This is a genomic window from Dethiosulfatibacter aminovorans DSM 17477, from assembly GCF_900142005.1.
In the GTDB taxonomy this organism is placed as follows: Bacteria; Bacillota; Clostridia; order Tissierellales; family Dethiosulfatibacteraceae; genus Dethiosulfatibacter; species Dethiosulfatibacter aminovorans.
The window spans coordinates 171,812-190,335 of the sequence record NZ_FQZL01000006.1; the positions used below are offsets into that span (position 1 = coordinate 171,812).

General features: G+C 38.4%; 16 protein-coding genes. All 16 read right to left on the bottom strand.

Annotated elements, in window-relative coordinates:
- Positions 1-46 precede the first annotated feature (46 nt).
- Positions 47-2,149 (bottom strand): polyribonucleotide nucleotidyltransferase, encoded by a 2,103-nt coding sequence (locus tag BUB05_RS04300; protein ID WP_073047703.1) that lies wholly within the window; start codon positions 2,147-2,149, stop codon positions 47-49.
- A gap of 185 nt (positions 2,150-2,334) precedes the next feature.
- Entirely contained in the window at positions 2,335-2,604 is a 270-nt protein-coding gene (rpsO, locus tag BUB05_RS04305) for a 30S ribosomal protein S15 (protein WP_073047706.1), read from the bottom strand.
- Between the two features lie 129 nt (positions 2,605-2,733).
- A complete protein-coding gene (locus BUB05_RS04310) occupies positions 2,734-3,477 on the bottom strand; it encodes a hypothetical protein (protein ID WP_073047708.1) in 744 nt (247 codons plus the stop codon).
- Between the two features lie 8 nt (positions 3,478-3,485).
- On the bottom strand, positions 3,486-4,361 hold the full coding sequence (gene truB / locus BUB05_RS04315) for a tRNA pseudouridine(55) synthase TruB (protein ID WP_073047711.1): 876 nt from the start codon (positions 4,359-4,361) through the stop codon (positions 3,486-3,488).
- Positions 4,362-4,407: 46 nt separating this feature from the next.
- Complete coding sequence (locus BUB05_RS04320; protein WP_073047715.1) at positions 4,408-5,379, bottom strand: DHH family phosphoesterase; 972 nt, start codon at positions 5,377-5,379, stop codon at positions 4,408-4,410.
- A gap of 10 nt (positions 5,380-5,389) precedes the next feature.
- On the bottom strand, positions 5,390-5,743 hold the full coding sequence (gene rbfA / locus BUB05_RS04325) for a 30S ribosome-binding factor RbfA (RefSeq protein WP_073047717.1): 354 nt from the start codon (positions 5,741-5,743) through the stop codon (positions 5,390-5,392).
- A gap of 6 nt (positions 5,744-5,749) precedes the next feature.
- Positions 5,750-8,053, bottom strand: a complete 2,304-nt coding sequence (infB, locus tag BUB05_RS04330; RefSeq protein ID WP_073047720.1) for a translation initiation factor IF-2 — start codon at positions 8,051-8,053, stop codon at positions 5,750-5,752.
- Positions 8,054-8,068: 15 nt separating this feature from the next.
- Complete coding sequence (locus BUB05_RS04335; protein WP_094762704.1) at positions 8,069-8,365, bottom strand: L7Ae/L30e/S12e/Gadd45 family ribosomal protein; 297 nt, start codon at positions 8,363-8,365, stop codon at positions 8,069-8,071.
- Entirely contained in the window at positions 8,355-8,624 is a 270-nt protein-coding gene (gene rnpM, locus BUB05_RS04340) for an RNase P modulator RnpM (protein ID WP_073047725.1), read from the bottom strand. Before rnpM ends, BUB05_RS04335 begins: the two co-directional genes overlap by 11 nt.
- On the bottom strand, positions 8,625-9,680 hold the full coding sequence (gene nusA, locus BUB05_RS04345; RefSeq protein WP_073047728.1) for a transcription termination factor NusA: 1,056 nt from the start codon (positions 9,678-9,680) through the stop codon (positions 8,625-8,627). It abuts the gene before it with no gap.
- Between the two features lie 11 nt (positions 9,681-9,691).
- Positions 9,692-10,153, bottom strand: coding sequence for a ribosome maturation factor RimP (locus tag BUB05_RS04350; protein WP_073047731.1), 462 nt, complete (start codon positions 10,151-10,153; stop codon positions 9,692-9,694).
- A 95-nt stretch (positions 10,154-10,248) separates the two neighbouring features.
- Positions 10,249-14,484 (bottom strand): PolC-type DNA polymerase III, encoded by a 4,236-nt coding sequence (locus BUB05_RS04355; RefSeq protein WP_245819744.1) that lies wholly within the window; start codon positions 14,482-14,484, stop codon positions 10,249-10,251.
- 37 nt (positions 14,485-14,521) lie between these two features.
- Positions 14,522-15,559 (bottom strand): flavodoxin-dependent (E)-4-hydroxy-3-methylbut-2-enyl-diphosphate synthase, encoded by a 1,038-nt coding sequence (gene ispG, locus BUB05_RS04360; RefSeq protein WP_073047737.1) that lies wholly within the window; start codon positions 15,557-15,559, stop codon positions 14,522-14,524.
- An 8-nt stretch (positions 15,560-15,567) separates the two neighbouring features.
- Positions 15,568-16,806: an RIP metalloprotease RseP gene (gene rseP, locus BUB05_RS04365; RefSeq protein ID WP_073047740.1), complete on the bottom strand. Its 1,239-nt coding sequence runs from the start codon at positions 16,804-16,806 to the stop codon at positions 15,568-15,570.
- Between the two features lie 9 nt (positions 16,807-16,815).
- Positions 16,816-17,580 (bottom strand): phosphatidate cytidylyltransferase, encoded by a 765-nt coding sequence (locus BUB05_RS04370; RefSeq protein ID WP_073047743.1) that lies wholly within the window; start codon positions 17,578-17,580, stop codon positions 16,816-16,818.
- 9 nt (positions 17,581-17,589) lie between these two features.
- Positions 17,590-18,309: an undecaprenyl pyrophosphate synthase gene (locus tag BUB05_RS04375; RefSeq protein ID WP_073047746.1), complete on the bottom strand. Its 720-nt coding sequence runs from the start codon at positions 18,307-18,309 to the stop codon at positions 17,590-17,592.
- Between the last annotated feature and the right edge of the window lie 215 nt (positions 18,310-18,524).

An 18,524-nucleotide genomic window follows, 5' to 3' on the forward strand; every position in this document is an offset into this window, starting at 1 on the left:
GTTTCCTCCCGTCAAAAACAAATCCCTCATAAAGAGGGATTGTCTGTTATTTATTTTCGTTTTCTTTCTCTTTATCCTTTATTGCAGCTTTTCTGGATAAGTTTATTCTTCCCTGCTTGTCTATTTCGATGACCTTGACAAGAACCTCATCTCCAATGCTTAATACATTTTCAACCTTTTCTATTCTTTTATCTGATATCTTGGAGATGTGAAGAAGACCTTCCTTGTTGTTTCCTATTTCTACAAAAGCTCCAAACTTCATTATTCTTGCTACTTTTCCAAGATAAACGTCTCCAACTTCAACTCCTTTGACAATTCCTTCAACAATAGCCTTTGCCTTGTTTCCGGCTTCAGGATTTGTAGCCGCAATCATTACTGAACCGTCATCTTCAATATCAATCTTGACACCTGTTTCTTCAATGATCTTGTTGATCACCTTTCCACCAGGCCCTATGATTTCTCTGATTTTGTCAGGGTCCACCTTCATGAAAATAATCTTTGGTGCATATTTTGAAACTTCTTCTCTAGGCTTTTCAATACAACTATTCATTTTATCCAGTATGAACAGTCTTCCTACTCTTGCCTGTTCCAATGCCCTTGTCAGTATTTCCTTGTCGATTCCATGAATCTTTATGTCCATCTGAATGGCCGTTATACCTTCTGCAGTTCCTGCGACCTTGAAGTCCATGTCTCCCAGGAAATCCTCAAGTCCCTGAATATCTGTAAGTACAACAACATCCTCTTCATCCTTCATTAGACCCATTGCTATTCCAGCAACCGGAGCCTTGATTGGCACTCCTGAATCCATAAGTGACATTGAACTACCACATACACTGGCCTGAGAAGTCGACCCGTTTGAACTAAGAACTTCAGATACAAGTCTGATGGTATAAGGGAAGCTTTCCTTGTCCGGCAGTACAGGAACAAGAGCTCTCTCGGCAAGTGCTCCGTGACCAATTTCCCTACGTCCCGGACCTCTCAATGGAGATGGTTCTCCAACACTGTACCCTGGGAAGTTATAATGATGCATGTATCTCTTTGATTCTTCCTCTGAAAGACCATCTATTGTTTGAGCATCACTGGCAACGCCAAGAGTTGTTACTGTCATAACCTGAGTCTGTCCTCTTGTAAAAAGTCCCGTGCCATGGGTTCTTGGAAGTACTCCTACCTCACATGAAATAGGTCTTATCTGGTCAATTTTTCTATTGTCAGGTCTTATTCCCTTCTTGAGAATATTTTTTCTAACCTTTTTCTTTACAATACCATAAAGCACTTCGTCAACATCCTTGGCATTGTCAGGGTATTTTTCTACAAATACTTCAGATGTTTCTTTTTTGATTTCATCAATCTTTTCTTGTCTTTCTACATTGTCTTCTATTGTCAATGCTTCTTCAAACCTGTTGTCGCAATATTCCACAATTTCAACTTCTATTTCTTCAAGAGGTTTGAAAAGTTTAACGTCAAGCTTTTCCTTCCCTATGTCATTCCTTATTTCTTCAATGAAATCACATATTTTCTTTATTTCTTCATGTGCAAACAATATAGCATCCAGAACTGTCTCTTCCGAAAGGATATTTGCACCTGCTTCAACCATCATGATTGCATCTTTTGTACCTGATACTGTCAAGTCCAGCTGTGTTTCAGCTCTTTGCTCAAGATTTGGATTCACAACAAACTCGTTATTTACAAGTCCGATATTTACCGCTCCTGTTGGTCCTTCGAATGGAATGTCCGATACTGTAAGTACTGCTGAAGATCCAATCATAGCTGCTATTTCAGGTGAACAGTCAGGGTCAACAGACATTACTGTAGTGACGACCTGCACATCATTCCTAAAACCTTTTGGGAAAAGCGGTCTCAACGGTCTGTCAATAAGTCTTGAAGTCAAGGTTGCCTTTTCACTTGGTCTACCTTCTCTTTTAATGAATCCTCCGGGAATTTTTCCTACAGAATACATTTTTTCTTCATAAAAAACTCCCAGCGGGAAGAAATCTATACCTTCTCTTGGTTCCTTGGAAGCAGTTGCAACAGCAAGAACTGCAGTCTCTCCATATTCTACAAGACAAGATGCATTTGCAAGACCTGCCAATTTGTTGAATGTCAATTTAAGCTTACGTCCAGCAAGTTCATATTCGAAAATACTCTCCATATTTTCCTCCTTTATTATAGCTGCGGCTAACGCAGCGTGGCTTCTTTCTTTACGCCCGATAAACTACAATAGAATATCGAGTCCATAAAATTATCTGATATTAAAACAAGTAACAATTCCCAGAACCCGGAATCATCTTGGATGTCGGATAATTAAAAAATAGAGCGGGTGAACCCCGCTCTTGTTTATCTTCTTAATCCTAGTCTGCTTATGATACTTCTATATCTTTCAATATCTTTACTAATTAGGTAGTTTAGAAGACCTCTTCTCTTACCAACCATTTTCAACAGACCTCTTCTTGAATGGTGATCTTTCTTGTTTACCTTCAAGTGCTCAGTCAACTGATTGATTTGATTTGTAAGTATAGCTATCTGTACCTCCGGTGAACCTGTATCAGTTTCACTCAGTCTGTACTCTTCTATGATGCTTTGCTTTTCTTCTTTAGTTAATGCCATTTTGTTTCCTCCGATTATTTTTTTCACCAAAATCCATGCATTCGTCGAGGTGTCGAAGAACATAGATATTGGAACATCTAGTATTTTAACACATTTGATTTGTTTTGTAAATCAGATTTTCCAATAATTTCAATTAATCTTTTTAATAAATTCAATTAAATGAGTATTTAGTTTCTTTTCTGTTCCCAGAAAGAATTCATTACCTGTATTTTTAATTTTAACATGTTGAAACCGTTCATTGGCAAACACCAGGTACTCCCCTGTCGGCGGATATGCAAAACGCATATCCCCAAATTTTAAAATATTTCCAGGCATTGGTTTCACATCATGGTCTCTCAGGTCCATTCTATATCTTTCCATAAGAAGACCGTTCACACTTTCGATGTCTCCGCTTTCAATCATAGTCCTGATTATGGAACTGCTGACAACTATGTCATCCTTTTTTATGGCATCGATAATACAAACATCATAATCATATTTTTTGCTTAAATATTTCAACAGTCCAATGTCTCCCATGGCCTTGTATCCAAATCTAAAATTAAATCCAACTACAATGTTTTTTATCTGGAGCTGGTCAATCAGTACTTCAGATATGAATTCCTCCGGAGACATTTTTGCAGTATCCTCATCAAGCGAATAAAATATGATATCATCAATGCCATAATTTCTCAATGAACCTATTTTGCCATTCTTTCCATATATCTTTTTCATTCTCTTGGCACTATTGGATATATTTGCAAATTCATACTCAAATGTTATGATTTTCTTCTGCTGAGAATTACGATTGCCAATTTCTATGCAATTCCTGATTATTTCATTATGCCCTATATGAATTCCATCAAAATTACCAATTGCCGCTGTAATATGTTTCATATTTTCTCCTAGATCAATCGTTTCTTTATTTTTATCAGATTTTTTTCTGATTTTTCTCCTATACCTAGGATATCGCCATGTACATCCCTTATATAGAACATATCCTTTAATCCATCTGCTTCATTACTTTTCACTTTGATTCCGTTTTTCAACTTGTCAATGTCATTGTCATCAAACATAATGGAATCAAGCTTCAACACCTCGTCATATTTCTTGAGAAAGCTAGTATTGCCAAGCTTATACATGTTCTCAATCTCCTCAAGCGTATATGAATCTTCTATCGCCTGGGTTTTTGCAAATGTTCTTACAAGATTTTCCATTGTCCCACAGGTGCCAAGTCTTTCACCAATATCATAACATAAGGTTCTTATATAGGTCCCCTTGGATACCTTGGCCTTGACCTTTATATAAGGAAATGAATAATCCAGAAGTTCAATTCTATCTATGTAAATCCTTCTTTTTTTGCGTTCTATTTCAATATCGCTTCTTGCATATTCATAGAGCTTTTTGCCGTTGACCTTCAATGCTGAATACATTGGCGGTGTCTGATACGACTCTCCTCGAAAACCATCCAACACACTTCTGATCTCTTCAACAGGGATTTCTTTCAAGTTGTCATCTACATGAATTGTTTTTCCATAAATATCAAATGTATCAGTAAGGAGGCCAAGTTTTACATGGAAGACATATTCCTTGTCAAATGCCATGAGATAGTCGGACAGCTTGGTTCCCTTTCCTGCGCAAATGAGCAAAACTCCTGCGGCATTTGGATCGAGAGTTCCGGCATGTCCTACTTTTTTTTGCGAAATTATTCTCCTGATTCTTGATACAACATCATGAGATGTCATTCCCGTAGGTTTCAATACATTTATTATTCCATTCATTCCAGTCCTCCAAAAAAGCAGATTTGCTGAGTTAACCGGGCCACAGCTATAAAAACTCCTTTAGTTTTTCAACCACTATATCCTTAGCTTCAAAAATATTGTTTTTCAATGTAAAACCTGCAGCCTTTGCATGTCCTCCGCCGTTGAATAATCTGCTTATTTTGGATACATTTATGTCGCCCTTAGACCTTAGACTGACTTTAGTGCTGTTTTCTCCCGTTTCCTTCAGTATGCAGGATATTTCAACGTCTTTTATATCTCTTAAAGATTCAACCAGTCCATCTATGTTTTTCATTTCCACATCATAGTCTTCAAGGATCTTTTGACTGACACATCCAATTGAAAGCTTTCCGTTATAGAAAAACTCCGCTTCTGAAAGAATTTTAGACTTTGCCAAAACTGCCCGTCTGTCCTCGCTTCCATATACATTATCAACTATATCAGTGAAATCTATTCCTTTTTCAACCAGCTCGGCAACACATCTGAAAGTATCCGGAGTTGTTTTATCATAAATAAACTTTCCCGTATCAGTCAATATTGCCGTATATAAGTTTACAGCAGAATCTTTCCCTACTTCGTATCCCCATTGACTGGACATTTTATATATCATCTCGCCAGTGGAGCTACAGTTCTCTTCAACAATATTGATGTCGCAAAAGTTCAGGTTTGATTCATGGTGGTCTATGCATACACTCTTCTTCCCGCCATGAAATACTTCTTTCATATTTCCAGTTCTGTCCAAATCACTGCAATCCAAAACAATGACAAGGTCATGTCCATCTTTACCGGGTTTGCTGTTTATTTTTGACAAACCCGGCAAAAATGCATAGTTGTCAGGTATTCCACTATCAAGGTAAACATCTGATTCTATTCCTCTGTCAAACAAAATATTGTAAAGCCCCAGCAGAGACCCCAGACAGTCTCCGTCAGGGTCCTTGTGGGAAATCAGCGCTATACTGCTGGATTTTTCTATCAAATCCTTGATATTGTTTACATAATTTATATTATGTTTATTCATTTCGCACCTGCTATTCCTTTTCGTTTTCCAAGCCTTTCAACAGCTCGTTAATCCTGATGCTGTTTTCAATACTCTCGTCCAGATAAAAGTTCAGCTCCGGTGTAAATCTTGTAGTAAGCTTCGAACTTAGCTCCTTTCTTATATATCCCTTTGCCTTATTCAGTATTTCAACTGTCTCTTTTCTGTTTTTGTCAGACCCAATTGCTGAAATATATACCTTGGCGAATTTCATGTCTTCAGTTATCCTGACTTCGGTAATGGAAACATGTTCATTCAATCTTGGGTCTTTAACATCATTATGTATTATAGAACTCAAGTACCTCTTTATATCCTGCTTGAGTCTGTTTTTCCTTTTACTGTTCATTTAACATCACCTTTTTATTTCTTCAATTATGAATGCCTCAATGATGTCGCCCTCTTTAAGGTCATTGTATTTGTCAATCATAAGGCCGCCTTCATAACCTGTATTCAGTTCTGATGCATCATCCTTGAATCTCTTAAGGGAAGCTATTGTTCCTTCATGGATGACTATTTCATTTCTTAATAGTCTTATGCTTGACTTTCTAGTGATTTTACCACTTGACACATAGATACCTGCAATTGTTCCAACACCGGAAACTTTGAATATTTGCCTAACTTCGGCTCTTCCAAGTACTGTTTCCTTGAATTCAGGTGCCAGCATCCCCTTTACAGCAGCTTCGATATCTTCGATGGCACTATAAATTACGCTGTAGGTTCTGATATCCACATTTTCCCTCTTGGCAAGTTCAATGGCAGAATTTGTAGGTCTGACGTTGAATCCTATTACTATGGCATTTGAAGCCGAAGCAAGCATAATATCAGTTTCGTTTATTCCACCTACACCACCGTGGATAGTCTTGACATTTACCTCTTCTATGCTAAGCTTTTCAAGAGACTGTTTTATTGCTTCAATTGAACCTTTTACGTCAGCCTTTACAATCAGGTTAAGATCCTGAATTTCACCTTCCTGTATTCTGCTGAACAAATCTTCCAGCGAAACTCTTGCAGTTCCCTTATTGGATTCATCCTTGATTTTCTGTCTTCTCTTCTCTGCAAGGTCCTTGGCCATTTTTTCATCCTCAACAGAATACAGTATCTCACCTGCTTCAGGAACTTCTGACAATCCTGTTATTTCAACAGGTGTAGAAGGTGTAGCCGTTGTAATTCTTCTTCCCTTGCTGTTGACCATGGCTCTGATCTTGCCGTAGGAAGTACCAGTCAGTACAAAATCACCCTTGTTAAGTGTTCCCTTTGCTATGAGTACCGTAGCTACAGGTCCCCTGCCCTTGTCCAGTCTAGCCTCTATGATTGTACCTACTGCAAGTCTGTTTGGATTGGCCTTGAGTTCTTCGAGTTCGGCAACCAAAAGAACCATCTCCAATAGCTCGTCGATTCCTATTCTTTTAAGAGCGGACACTTCAACACTTATTGTACTGCCACCCCAGTCTTCAGTCAACAGACCTTGCTCGGCCAGCTCCTGCTTCACCCTGTCTACATTGGCATTTTGCTTGTCTATCTTGTTTATTGCAACAATTATAGGTACTTCCGCTGCCCTTGCATGATTGATGGCTTCTATTGTCTGAGGCATGATGCCATCGTCAGCTGCAACTACAAGTATTGCTATATCTGTAACCTGTGCTCCCCTGGACCTCATTGAAGTAAAGGCTTCGTGACCGGGAGTATCAAGGAAGGTGATTATTTTGTCGTTTATGACTATTTCAGATGCACCAATATGCTGAGTGATTCCACCTGCTTCACCGTCAGTTATGTTTGTATTCCTAATGGCATCAAGAAGTGAAGTCTTTCCGTGGTCAACATGTCCCATTACTGTAACAATAGGAGGTCTTGGCTTAAGGTCCTTTTCATCATCTTCATAGTCAAGGTCACTTTCAATGACTTCAATTTCATCAATTTCCTCAATCTTTTCAAGGGTTATTCCCATTTCCTCAGCAATAATGTATGCTGTTTCAAAATCTATTTCCTGGTTGAGATTTGCCATAATACCGTTTGAAATCAATTTTGTAATAAGAGTGTTTACAGGTATTTCCAATACCTCGGCCAAATCCTTCACTATGATGGATTCACCAATTTTATACTCTTTCACTTCATCAACCTTGTTAAGCTCCTGGGCTCTCTTATACTGTTGTTTCTTGCCTTTTTCCTTTTTCTGGAGACTTCTTCTTTTTACATTGCCACCCTTGTTGTCTGCATCTTGTCTGGCATTTCCTTGCTGTTTCTGCTGAACACCGGACTTTTTGCTTAATTGCTTCCTGTCGTCTCTGCCTTGCGATTTGTTCCTGTTGCTTGATCCACCCTGCCTGTTCTGGTTGTTTTGTCTGTTGTCATCACTCTTTTGCGGTCTGCTTTGATTGCCTTGCCTCTTGTCACCGCTTCTCTGATCTTTACCATGATGCTTATTATTTCTATTGTCACTTGACTTTTGCCTATTTTCAGTCGTTTTGCCTTCCTTCGCCTTTGGCTGGGCCTTATCTTCATGTGTTTTTAGGAACAGTTTTTGTATTCTGGCTGCATCTAGTTCACTAACCGAACTCATATGATTTTTTATCCCTTTAATGTTCAATTCTTTTTCTGCCGATTCTATTATTTTTTTGCTTGATATATTAAGTATTTTTGATAATTCGTATATTCTCATAAAGAACACCTCCTGTTAATAATGCTTCATTATATAGTCCGCCATGTTTACATCACTTATTCCTATGAAGCTCACTTCCGATTTATTTAAAATGCTGCCGATTTCTACTTTCAAACCGTATTCCAGACATTTAATAGTGTTTGTGTTGCAAAGTTTTTTCACTTTTTCCCTGATTTTTTCTGAAGAATCAGTACTGCAAATTACCAGAACCACCTTTTTATTCTTGACTCCATCGGTAACTGCATCATATCCCAAAAGCAGATTTCCACTTTTCCTGGCAAAGCCAAGCATGCCGTATATTTTATTCATCATCCTCAAGAACCTTTAACATTTCTTCATATAATTCTTCCGAAATTTCACATTGAAATGCCTTGTTAAGCCTTTTAGTCTTGTATGCTTTTTCATAACATTCCTTATTCTTGCATATATATGCCCCTCTTCCATTCATCTTACCCTTTAAGTCGATGGCTATATCTCCGTCTTTATTCTTTACCACTCGTATGAGTTCCTTTTTTGGAAAAACTTCATTGCACCCCAGACATTTCCTCATAGGTACTTTCTTATTTTTCATTTACTCACCTTCATTCATTGCATCATATTGAGATTCGCTTTTTATATCAATCTTCCAGCTGGTCAGTTTTGCTGCAAGCCTTGCGTTCTGTCCTTCCTTGCCAATAGCCAAAGAAAGCTGGAAATCAGGTACAACTACAAGGGCGCTTTTGCTCTTCTCGTTGACTTCGACTTTTACAACCGTAGCAGGGCTCAGACTGTTGGAAATGAATTTCACCGGATCCTTGTCATAGACTATGATATCGATTTTTTCACCATTTATTTCATCTACAATGGCCTTTACTCTTGTACCCTTGTTTCCAACACAAGAACCAACCGGGTCAACATTTTCATCATTTGTCATGACAGCTATTTTTGATCTGGAACCTGCTTCCCTTGCGATATTGTATATGTCTATGACACCGTCATATATTTCAGGCACTTCCAGTTCGAATATTCTCTTCACCAAATCAGGATGAGTTCTGGACAAGGTGATATTTGCACCCTTGCTCGTATTTTTCACATCCACGATTACAGCCTTGATTCTGTCGCCCTGTCTGTAAACCTCTCCGGGGATTTGCTCGCTTTCAGTCAGTATACCTTCAATTTTCCCGAGATTTATGAAAATATTGTTTTTGCTGATTCTTTGTACGGTACCTGTTACTATTTCACTTTCCCTGCCGTGGAATTCTTCATAGATATTCTCCCTTTCGGCTTCTCTTATCTTTTGGAGTATAACCTGTCTTGAAGTTTGGGCCGCAATCCTTCCAAAATCTTCCTTAGGCTGGATTGTGCTTCTTACTATATCTCCAATTTCGTACTTGTCGTCTATTTCCTTGGCACTTTCAAGATCTATCTGGAACCCGCCATCTTCAACTTCCTCAACAACAACCATTTCCGTATATACATTGTATTGGCCTGTTTCGGTATCAATTTGAACCTTTACATTTCCATTTTTTCCATAATTCTTTTTATATCCCGAAATAAGTGCTGTTTCAATTGCCTCGATGACGATTTCCTTCGATATTCCTTTTTCTTTTTCTAAATCATCAATAGCTCTGATAAAATCCTTGTTCATTTCTTCCTCCACTAAAATTCAACTGATTTATTGATTTTTGTTATATTGCTTCTTTCTATGGTGACTTCTTTTCCGCCCTCTTCAAGAGTTACTGTCTTTTCATCAAATTTGACCAAGATGCCCAAATAGTACTTTTTACCGTCAAGCTTCGAGTAAAGCTTGGCTTCAACCTCTTTCCCAATGTTGCTTTCAAAGTCCCTGTCGTTTCTAAAGGCTCTGTCTATCCCCGGAGAAGATACCTCCAGGTAATAAGCGTCTTCTATGGGATCTTCCTTGTCAAGCTCCTCGCTGATTCTGTTGTTTACAAGGGAACAGTCGTCAAGGCTTACTCCTTCTTCTTTAGATATATATATTCTCAAATAGTTCAGACCGCTTTCCTTTACATATTCAACATCATAGATATCAACATCCATGTCTTCAACTATTTTTTCTGAAATACCTCTCACATAGTCTATTAAATTATTCTTATTCATACAACCCTCCTTTGGGCAATTAGAAAGAGTGGGCTGCCCCACTCTCTAGTTTCTTTATTCAACAAAAAACATTATACCACAAAATCGTTGAAAAATCAAATATTAAATAAAGATATCTGATTGCTTTGATTAAGACCTTCAAGTGTTCCATGGTTTTTCAAAATCTCTATACATGTCTTGTTCACCCTGGCTCTTTTTGAAAGGTCCTCTATGGAGATGAATTCTCCCTTTTCTCTCTCTTCCTGAATGCTGAGGGCCGCACTTTCTCCGAGCCCCTGGATTGATATGAATGGAGGCAAGAGCTTATTGTCTTCGATTTTAAATTCCTTGTAGTCGGATTTGTACAGATCAACCGGCAGTATGGAGTATCCTCTCTTGTACATTTCAAGAGCAACCTCAAGCACCGTACACAGATTCTTCTCCTTTTGTGTATTGCTTTCCTTCTTCGATATCTCGTTTAACGTATCTTCTATGGCCTTCTCCCCCTTCACTACAAGGTCAGCATCAAAATCCTGCGCCTTCATTGTGAAATATGAGCCATAAAAGGCCAATGGATGATGAACCTTGAAATAAGCTATCTTAACAGACATGGTAACATATGCAACAGCATGAGCCTTCGGGAACATGTACTTGATCTTGTTGCAGGAATCAATATACCACTGGGGAACATTTTGTTCGTGCATGGCTTCAAGGTCCTCGTCCCTTAGACCTTTACCCTTCCTTACTCTCTCCATTATATCGAATGATCTTTTCTTTTCAAGCCCTTGATAGATGAGATAAGTCATGATGTCATCCCTCGTTGATATTACATTGCTTATTGTTGTTATGTTTTTCTTGACCAGTTCCTGTGCATTGTTTATCCAAACGTCTGTACCGTGGGAAAGGCCGGATATCCTGACAAGGTCAGAAAATGTCCTTGGCTTCGTATCCAGAAGCATCTGTCTTACAAAATGAGTTCCGAACTCAGGTATTCCCAGAGTGCCTGTTTCACATTTGATATCTTCCTTTGTTACCCCAAGCGCCTCAGGCGATTCAAAAAGTGAAATGGTTTCAGGGTCGTCAAGGGGAACATCGTAATTGCTTACACCGGTGAAATCCTCAAGCATTCTGATGATAGTGGGCGTATCGTGGCCAAGAAGGTCCAGTTTCAATATCCTTCCCGAAATCGAATGATAATCGAAATGCGTTGTTATTGTACCTGATTTTTTGTTGTTGGCAGGATACTGGATAGGTGTAAAATCGTATATTTCCTTGTTTTTGGGAACTATCATAACTCCGCCCGGGTGCTGTCCGGTTGTTCTTTTTATTCCTGTACAATTATCCACAAGCCTGTTTATCTCAGCATTTCTCAGCTTCATGCCCTTTTCATCAAAATAATTTTTAACAAATCCATAAGCCGTTTTTGAAGCTATTGTGCCTATGGTACCGGCCCTGTATACAAACCCTTCACCAAATAGCTCTTCCGTATTTTTCATTGCTGCAATTTGCGCTACTGCAGCAAAATTAAGGTCTATATCAGGCTCCTTGTCTCCCTTGAAACCCAGGAATACTTCAAAGGGTATATCATGACCTTCTTTTTCATATTCTCCACCGCAAACCGGGCATTTCTTGGAAGGCATATCCACTCCCGAACCATAAGTTCCATCAAGTATGAATTCACTGTTTTTGCAGTTTCTGCAAATATAATGGGGAGGCAAAGGATTAACCTCGGTTATATTGCTCATGGTTGCAGCAAACGAAGAACCAACAGACCCCCTTGAACCTACCAGGTATCCAAGCTGCAAGGACTTTTCAACAAGCTTCTGTGAAATGATATACATGATGGCATAACCATTGGATATAATGGAATTCAACTCCCTGTTCAATCGCTGTTCGACAATTTCAGGAAGAGGATTTCCGTATTTTTCATAAGCGGTTTTATGGGTTATCTCCTTCAGCATTTCGTCGGAACCTTCTATAATAGGAGGAAAGGTCCCGTCAGGTATTGGCTTGATTCCATCTTCTATGGAATCAGCTACGAGATTAGGTCCAGTTATTACAACTTCCCTGCAAAGTTCCTCTCCAAGATATGAAAACTCCTTCAACATTTCATCTGTAGATTTAAAATACAGCGGCGGCTGGTCGGAGGCATCAGAAAATCCCTGGCCGCTCATAAGAATCTCTCTTGTCTGACTGTCGTCTTCATCAAGGAAATGGACATCTCCGGTTGCACATATTATTTTATCGTTCCTTTTTCCAATTTCAACAAGCTTTTTGTTTATTTCTACTAGATCTTCCCTGCTTTTTAGAATCCCCTTATTTACAAGAAACATATTGTTCATAACCGGCTGGATTTCAACAAAATCATACATTGAAACAATCTCGTCGATTTCAGCATCAGTTGAACCGCTCATTACAGCCTTGAACAGTTCTCCTGCTTCACATGCTGTGCCAAGTATAAGACCTTCCCTGTATTTGCTGATCAGGGATTTTGGTATTCTTGGCTTCTTGTAGAAATAATTTATATGGGCTTCAGATACTATCTTGTAAAGATTCTTCAATCCTACATAGTTTTTAGCAAGTATGATTATATGATATGTCTGGGAATCCTTTATTGAAGTTTCGGTAGACAGTCCCGAATTCACATCGGTAAGATTTGAAATCTTTCTCTCCTCAAGCATTTCAATGAATCTAATAAGGATTTCTCCAGTGGCTCTTGCATCATCTGAAGCTCTGTGGTGGTTTTCAAGTGATATCTTGAAATGCTCGCATATCTTGTTGAGCTTATGGCTTCTTCTCTTTTTCAAAAGTATCCGTGAAAGTTCAAGAGTATCCAGAATACTAAAATCACCCTTAAGATATTTTCTTATGAAGGAATAATCGAAATTTGCATTATGGGCCACCAATACCTTGCAGTCGCCTATGAATTTCATGAATTCCTCAATGCAGTAATAAATGTCTTCACAATCCTTAACATCTTCATTTCTTATACCGGTCAGTTCAATAATATTTTCAGGAATGTCCATGCCGGGATTAACAAGTATGTTGAATTCCTCCGTTATTTCATTGCCAACAACCTTTACTGCACCAATCTCTATTATCATGTCCTTAATAGGGGAAAGACCTGTAGTCTCAATATCAAAAACCACCATTTCCTCACGTATCCCCTGATTTACAGGATTTTTCACTATTGTTACGTCATCGTCCGACAAATACCCTTCAACGCCGTAAAGAATTTTCAATCCGTGCTTGTCAGCTGCATGCATTGCATCGGGGAAACACTGAAGAACACCGTGGTCCGTAATTGCTATGGCCTTGTGCCCCCATTCCTTTGCACGTTTTACAATGTCTCCGAAGTCGCTGATGCCGTCCATGGAACTCATCTTGCTATGCACATGGAGTTCAACCCTTTTTTCGGAGCTTGTATCCTGGCATATTCCCTTACCCTCCGAATCCATGCTGCACATGCATATACTGTTGGCAATCAATACATATTCCTTTGAGTATGTATCATAGTTCATCCTGCCCTTCACAAGTATTGTACTTCCCTTACCAAGGGATTCCACTCGCTCAACAGCATCTGCTTTTCTTATGAAACTCTTAACTGTAATTGAATTCGTATAGTCTGTAATGTCAATCTGACTGATGAACAAATCCTTTTTAATAGCCTTGACTTCAATAGAAAGTATTTTCCCTCTCAAACAACAGTCAAATCCTTCAACATCCATTACATCATCAATTTTAATAAAACTGTCCTTAATATTCTTTCCAAGAATAACATTTTCACCGGACACTTTTTCATTGCCTTGCTTCACCGGCTGCTGCTTTGCCTTCTTAGACTGCTGTACAGAGTTTATTTCACTGGTTTTCTTGACTATTTCATCAAGCTCCTTGTCAAGATCTAGATCCTGGCCATTGTTCTTGACAAGATTTATGATGATATTGTATTTGCATCCATATACCTTTTCGTTGTATCCTGATATTTTATCGGCAGTATTGCTTCTCATAAGATTATCAAACAGTAATTTGCTGTTTATGTTGACAATAACAGAATCACCTTCAACCTGAATATTTTCTTCACTGAATTCCCTTGAAAAAGACTTGATGTATTTCTTGAAAAGAAAACATATATTGGATTTCACAATATTGTCAGGAATGCCCTCAATCTTGCTGCCATATGCAACTTTCACTGCAATACCGTCAGAGAACATTCTTCTATATTCCCTTTCGTATTCGTACAGTGAAGCCAGGTCGAATATCCGTTCAGTACCAAGCACTATCTTCATTCTACTGGAACTGTGATCCAATTCAATATTTGAAATCAAGTCATTAATTAATAAATTCTCACTCATGTTTGTACCACCAATATAAAAAAACTGCATTACGCAGTTATAATTTTTCTATTTCATCCAATAGCTCTTTGACAACATCCTTTTCATTCAAGGTTCTAACAACTTCACCCTTCTTGAATAGAACCGCCTTACCCTCTCCGCCGGCAATGCCTATGTCTGCTTCCTTTGCTTCTCCCGGTCCATTAACTATGCATCCCATTATGGCGATGCTCAGATCCTTCCTGCAATCAACAAGAGCCTCTTCTACTTCCTTAACAATTCTTTGAAGATTTATCTTGGTCCTTCCACAAGTGGGACAAGATATAATATTGGGTCCGTAAGGCCTCATGTTTAAAAACTGAAGCATCTTTCTTCCCACTACAACTTCATTCTCAGGAGAATCCGTCAGTGATATTCTGATTGTATCCCCTATTCCCTTCATTAGAAGGCTGCCTATTCCCATTGCAGACTTTATGGTTCCGTTGACAAAGGACCCGGCTTCCGTTATACCCAAATGAAGGGGATAATCGTTTCTTTTTCTCATGAGACTATTTGCCTCATATGTCAGGTTTACATCAGATGACTTGATTGAAATCACAATATTGTCATATCCACAGTCTTCGATTATGCCTACCTGTTCAATAGCACTTTCAACAAGAGAATCGGCATTTACTCCATTGTACTTTTCTATATATTCCTTTTTTACAGAACCGGAATTGACACCCACCCTTATTGGGATATTCCTTTCACTGCAAGCCTTGACAACGTCTCTTACATTTTGCCTGTTTCCTATGTTTCCAGGATTGAGCCTTATTCCGTCGGCTCCGTTTTCAAGAGATTTTATAGCCAGTTTGTAGTCAAAATGTATATCGGCAATAAGAGGAATCACTATGTCTTTCTTGATTTCCCCAAGCGCACAGGCACTATCCGTGTCCGGTACTGCACATCTTATTATGTCGCAACCTAAACGCTCAAGAGATTTAATCTGCTTTACAGTCTCCACAATATTCCTTGTATCTGTATTTGTCATTGACTGTACCGTCACCACGCTGTCTCCGCCAACAGCAACATTACCATAGTATATTTTCTTACTCATCTTTACCCCTAAGTTAATAGTCTTAGTATGTCCTTATACAAAATAAAAAACATCAGTGCCATAAGGAATACAAAGCCAATGAAATGTACATACCCTTCCTTTTCAGGAGGAATTCTTTTGCCGGAAATACCTTCCCATAATATAAATATCAATCTGCTCCCATCCAGTGCCGGGATAGGCAATAAATTCATGAATCCTAGATTTAAACTTATGAATGCAGCCAGGTTGATCAGCGGATACAATCCAATTTTCGCCGCTTCTCCAACCATGGAAATGATTCCTACAGGTCCGGCAATGGCTTCCGTCCCTACGCTTCCCGTAAAAAGCATGAATACGAATTGGAACATAAGCTTAATATAAAATACAGTTTTAAAAAGTGAACCATAGAATGCAGCCACTATGTTTCTCTCAACTTCCGTATAGAATCCTATAGTCAACTGGTTCATGGGTTTAAGCTGAAAACTAAGTGTTTGTCCGTTCCTGTCAACCTTTATATCGATTTCATTGCCCTGAGAACCCTTTATTGCATTTTTAACTTCATCCCAGGTTTCAGTATTAATATTGTTTACAGCCAGTACCCTGTCGCCTGCCTTGATTCCAGCTTCTGAAGCCGGATATCCCATATTGACCAGGGACAACTCTGTAGTATATTCTCCCTCTATTTCCGTTGGGGAAATACCTATAATATATCTGTAGCTGTTTTCAATATTAAAATCATATTCCTTTCCGTCTCTTTCAACAATAATATTATAGCCTTTTTCATTTTCTGAAATTTCTTCATACAGGTCATCCCAAAATCTAACACGATTACCTTCAATGCTTATTATTTCATCGCCCTCTCTAAGTCCTGAAGAATATTCGTTGGACTCCATATCGATATATTCGACTGTAGTTCCTGATATTCCATAAGTAGATATAATAATAAAAAACAAAACAAAAGCAAGTATAAAATTCATCATTGGGCCCATGAAAATAACACTGAATCTTTCCAGTGCTGTTTTCGAATTGAAACTGTCATGAGAGAAGGTTTCATCATCCTCTCCTTCCATTCTCACATATCCGCCAATCGGTAACGCTTTTATCAAGTAATCAGTTTTCTTCCCTTTTTTCCTGTAGAGAACAGGTCCCATGCCAATAGAAAACTCATGAACCTTTATGCCAACTCTTCTAGCCGCCATAAAATGACCCAATTCATGAATCAGTATAACAAGGGAAAATATTATAATTGAAGATATAGTTGTAATCATTATGTCCTCCTAAAGCAAATATAACGTCATATAATAAACAATGGGAGCCACTATCAAAAAACTGTCAAATCTGTCCAGCATTCCTCCATGACCAGGCAATACATTTCCGTAATCCTTTACATTGTACTCCCTTTTTATCTTTGAGGCAACCAAATCTCCAAAAACTGATCCCAGAACGCCTACAATACTTATCAGTACTACTGTTGATACAGGCCCTTTTATCAAGAATATGTTCAGGATTACCATTACAGCTATTGCACCTGCAAGACCCCCAACAACTCCTTCCACACTTTTTTTAGGGCTAAGCTTTGGACTAAGCTTGTGCTTTCCGTAACGAATCCCTACCAAATATGCAAAGGAATCCGCGCTGAAAGACACTGCGTAAGCCGCCCATATATAAATGGTATCACCCAGCAGTACAACATGATACATAAGTATAACGACATACAAAAACCCAAATATTGTTGAAGAAATATCGAACAGTTTAATACTTGAATCAATGACGTAAAACACACCTGCCGCCACCATATAGGATGCCAGTACAAGAAAAGGATCAATATTAAATTCCAATGCATTTGAAGCAAAAATTGCAATTGTTACCAGGTAATTAAGGATGTATACATGATTTTTGTTATTGTTCACCGCTTTGTCATACTCATACAGAGCTATCATTGTTATCACAAAAAAAGTGAATTTAAACAAATAGCCGCCTAAATATGTCGCCACTGCCAAGTATGCTCCGGCTATCAGCCCCGTTTTTAATCGATTTCCCATAGTTATCAATTACTCCTTGCCGTATCTTCTATTCCTGTTTTGATATTCTATAATGGCTTTATTCAATTCATCTGCCGTAAAGTCAGGCCATAACACATCGGTAAAATAAAATTCCGAATATGCAGCCTGATATAACAAGAAATTACTTAATCTTTGTTCTCCGCTGGTTCTGATTATCATATCCGGATCTTCCTGATCTTTAGAATACAAATAACTGCCGATTAAATCTTCATTTATGTCATCAATCTCAAGTTTGCATTCTTTCGCATCACGAGCAATATTCCTTACAGCTCTTGCTATTTCAGTTTTGGATCCATAATTCAACGCTATGTTGAAGTTCAATTTCTCATTATTGCTTGTCCTTTCAATAGCCTTCAACACACTGGTTCTTGACCTTTCAGGCAATTCTGAAATATCCCCAAATATATTTACTTTAACGCCGGCTTCATCCAGGGGCTTTATCATGGTCTTCGAAAATTCGATAAGAAGATTCATCAAGTAACCCACTTCGTCCTTTTCTCTGCCCCAGTTTTCAGTAGAGAATGCATATACTGTCAATGATTTGACTCCAAGTTTTACACACTCTTCAACTATCTCCCTGATTCTTAACATACCTTCCCTGTGTCCAAGCATTTTGTTCTTATTATTACGCTTTGCCCACCTTCTGTTTCCATCCATAATAATTGCTATATGGTGGGGAATTCTTCTCATGTCAATTGTGTCATTCATCCTCTTACCCTTCACCTCATCTAATTCAAATGATTAAACTAGAATTCTCAAGACATTGAGTCCTTCGAATTAAACAAAATCCCCTTTCGGGGATTAAAAATATGAAACAGTCAATTTATAAACATCATCAGTTTGCAAAAAACGCACAACTACGGGGTTAACAAGATTCATGCTAAAATTCCTGTTTGACCCCTTAGCATAGCATATTTCAATTA

What these genes read in the sequence shown, in the direction of transcription:
- BUB05_RS04335 (WP_094762704.1), bottom strand. Translation starts at nt 8,365, where the DNA reads ATGATGAATAAAATATACGGCATGCTTGGCTTTGCCAGGAAAAGTGGA.
- rbfA (WP_073047717.1), bottom strand. Translation starts at nt 5,743, where the DNA reads ATGAACAGTAAAAGGAAAAACAGACTCAAGCAGGATATAAAGAGGTAC.
- rnpM (WP_073047725.1), bottom strand. Translation starts at nt 8,624, where the DNA reads ATGAAAAATAAGAAAGTACCTATGAGGAAATGTCTGGGGTGCAATGAA.
- BUB05_RS04300 (WP_073047703.1), bottom strand. Translation starts at nt 2,149, where the DNA reads ATGGAGAGTATTTTCGAATATGAACTTGCTGGACGTAAGCTTAAATTG.
- BUB05_RS04370 (WP_073047743.1), bottom strand. Translation starts at nt 17,580, where the DNA reads ATGGGAAATCGATTAAAAACGGGGCTGATAGCCGGAGCATACTTGGCA.
- BUB05_RS04350 (WP_073047731.1), bottom strand. Translation starts at nt 10,153, where the DNA reads ATGAATAAGAATAATTTAATAGACTATGTGAGAGGTATTTCAGAAAAA.
- BUB05_RS04320 (WP_073047715.1), bottom strand. Translation starts at nt 5,379, where the DNA reads ATGAATAAACATAATATAAATTATGTAAACAATATCAAGGATTTGATA.
- BUB05_RS04375 (WP_073047746.1), bottom strand. Translation starts at nt 18,309, where the DNA reads ATGAATGACACAATTGACATGAGAAGAATTCCCCACCATATAGCAATT.
- infB (WP_073047720.1), bottom strand. Translation starts at nt 8,053, where the DNA reads ATGAGAATATACGAATTATCAAAAATACTTAATATATCAAGCAAAAAA.
- BUB05_RS04355 (WP_245819744.1), bottom strand. Translation starts at nt 14,484, where the DNA reads ATGAGTGAGAATTTATTAATTAATGACTTGATTTCAAATATTGAATTG.
- nusA (WP_073047728.1), bottom strand. Translation starts at nt 9,680, where the DNA reads ATGAACAAGGATTTTATCAGAGCTATTGATGATTTAGAAAAAGAAAAA.
- BUB05_RS04310 (WP_073047708.1), bottom strand. Translation starts at nt 3,477, where the DNA reads ATGAAACATATTACAGCGGCAATTGGTAATTTTGATGGAATTCATATA.
- rseP (WP_073047740.1), bottom strand. Translation starts at nt 16,806, where the DNA reads ATGATTACAACTATATCTTCAATTATAATATTTTCCCTTGTTATACTG.
- truB (WP_073047711.1), bottom strand. Translation starts at nt 4,361, where the DNA reads ATGAATGGAATAATAAATGTATTGAAACCTACGGGAATGACATCTCAT.
- rpsO (WP_073047706.1), bottom strand. Translation starts at nt 2,604, where the DNA reads ATGGCATTAACTAAAGAAGAAAAGCAAAGCATCATAGAAGAGTACAGA.
- ispG (WP_073047737.1), bottom strand. Translation starts at nt 15,559, where the DNA reads ATGAGTAAGAAAATATACTATGGTAATGTTGCTGTTGGCGGAGACAGC.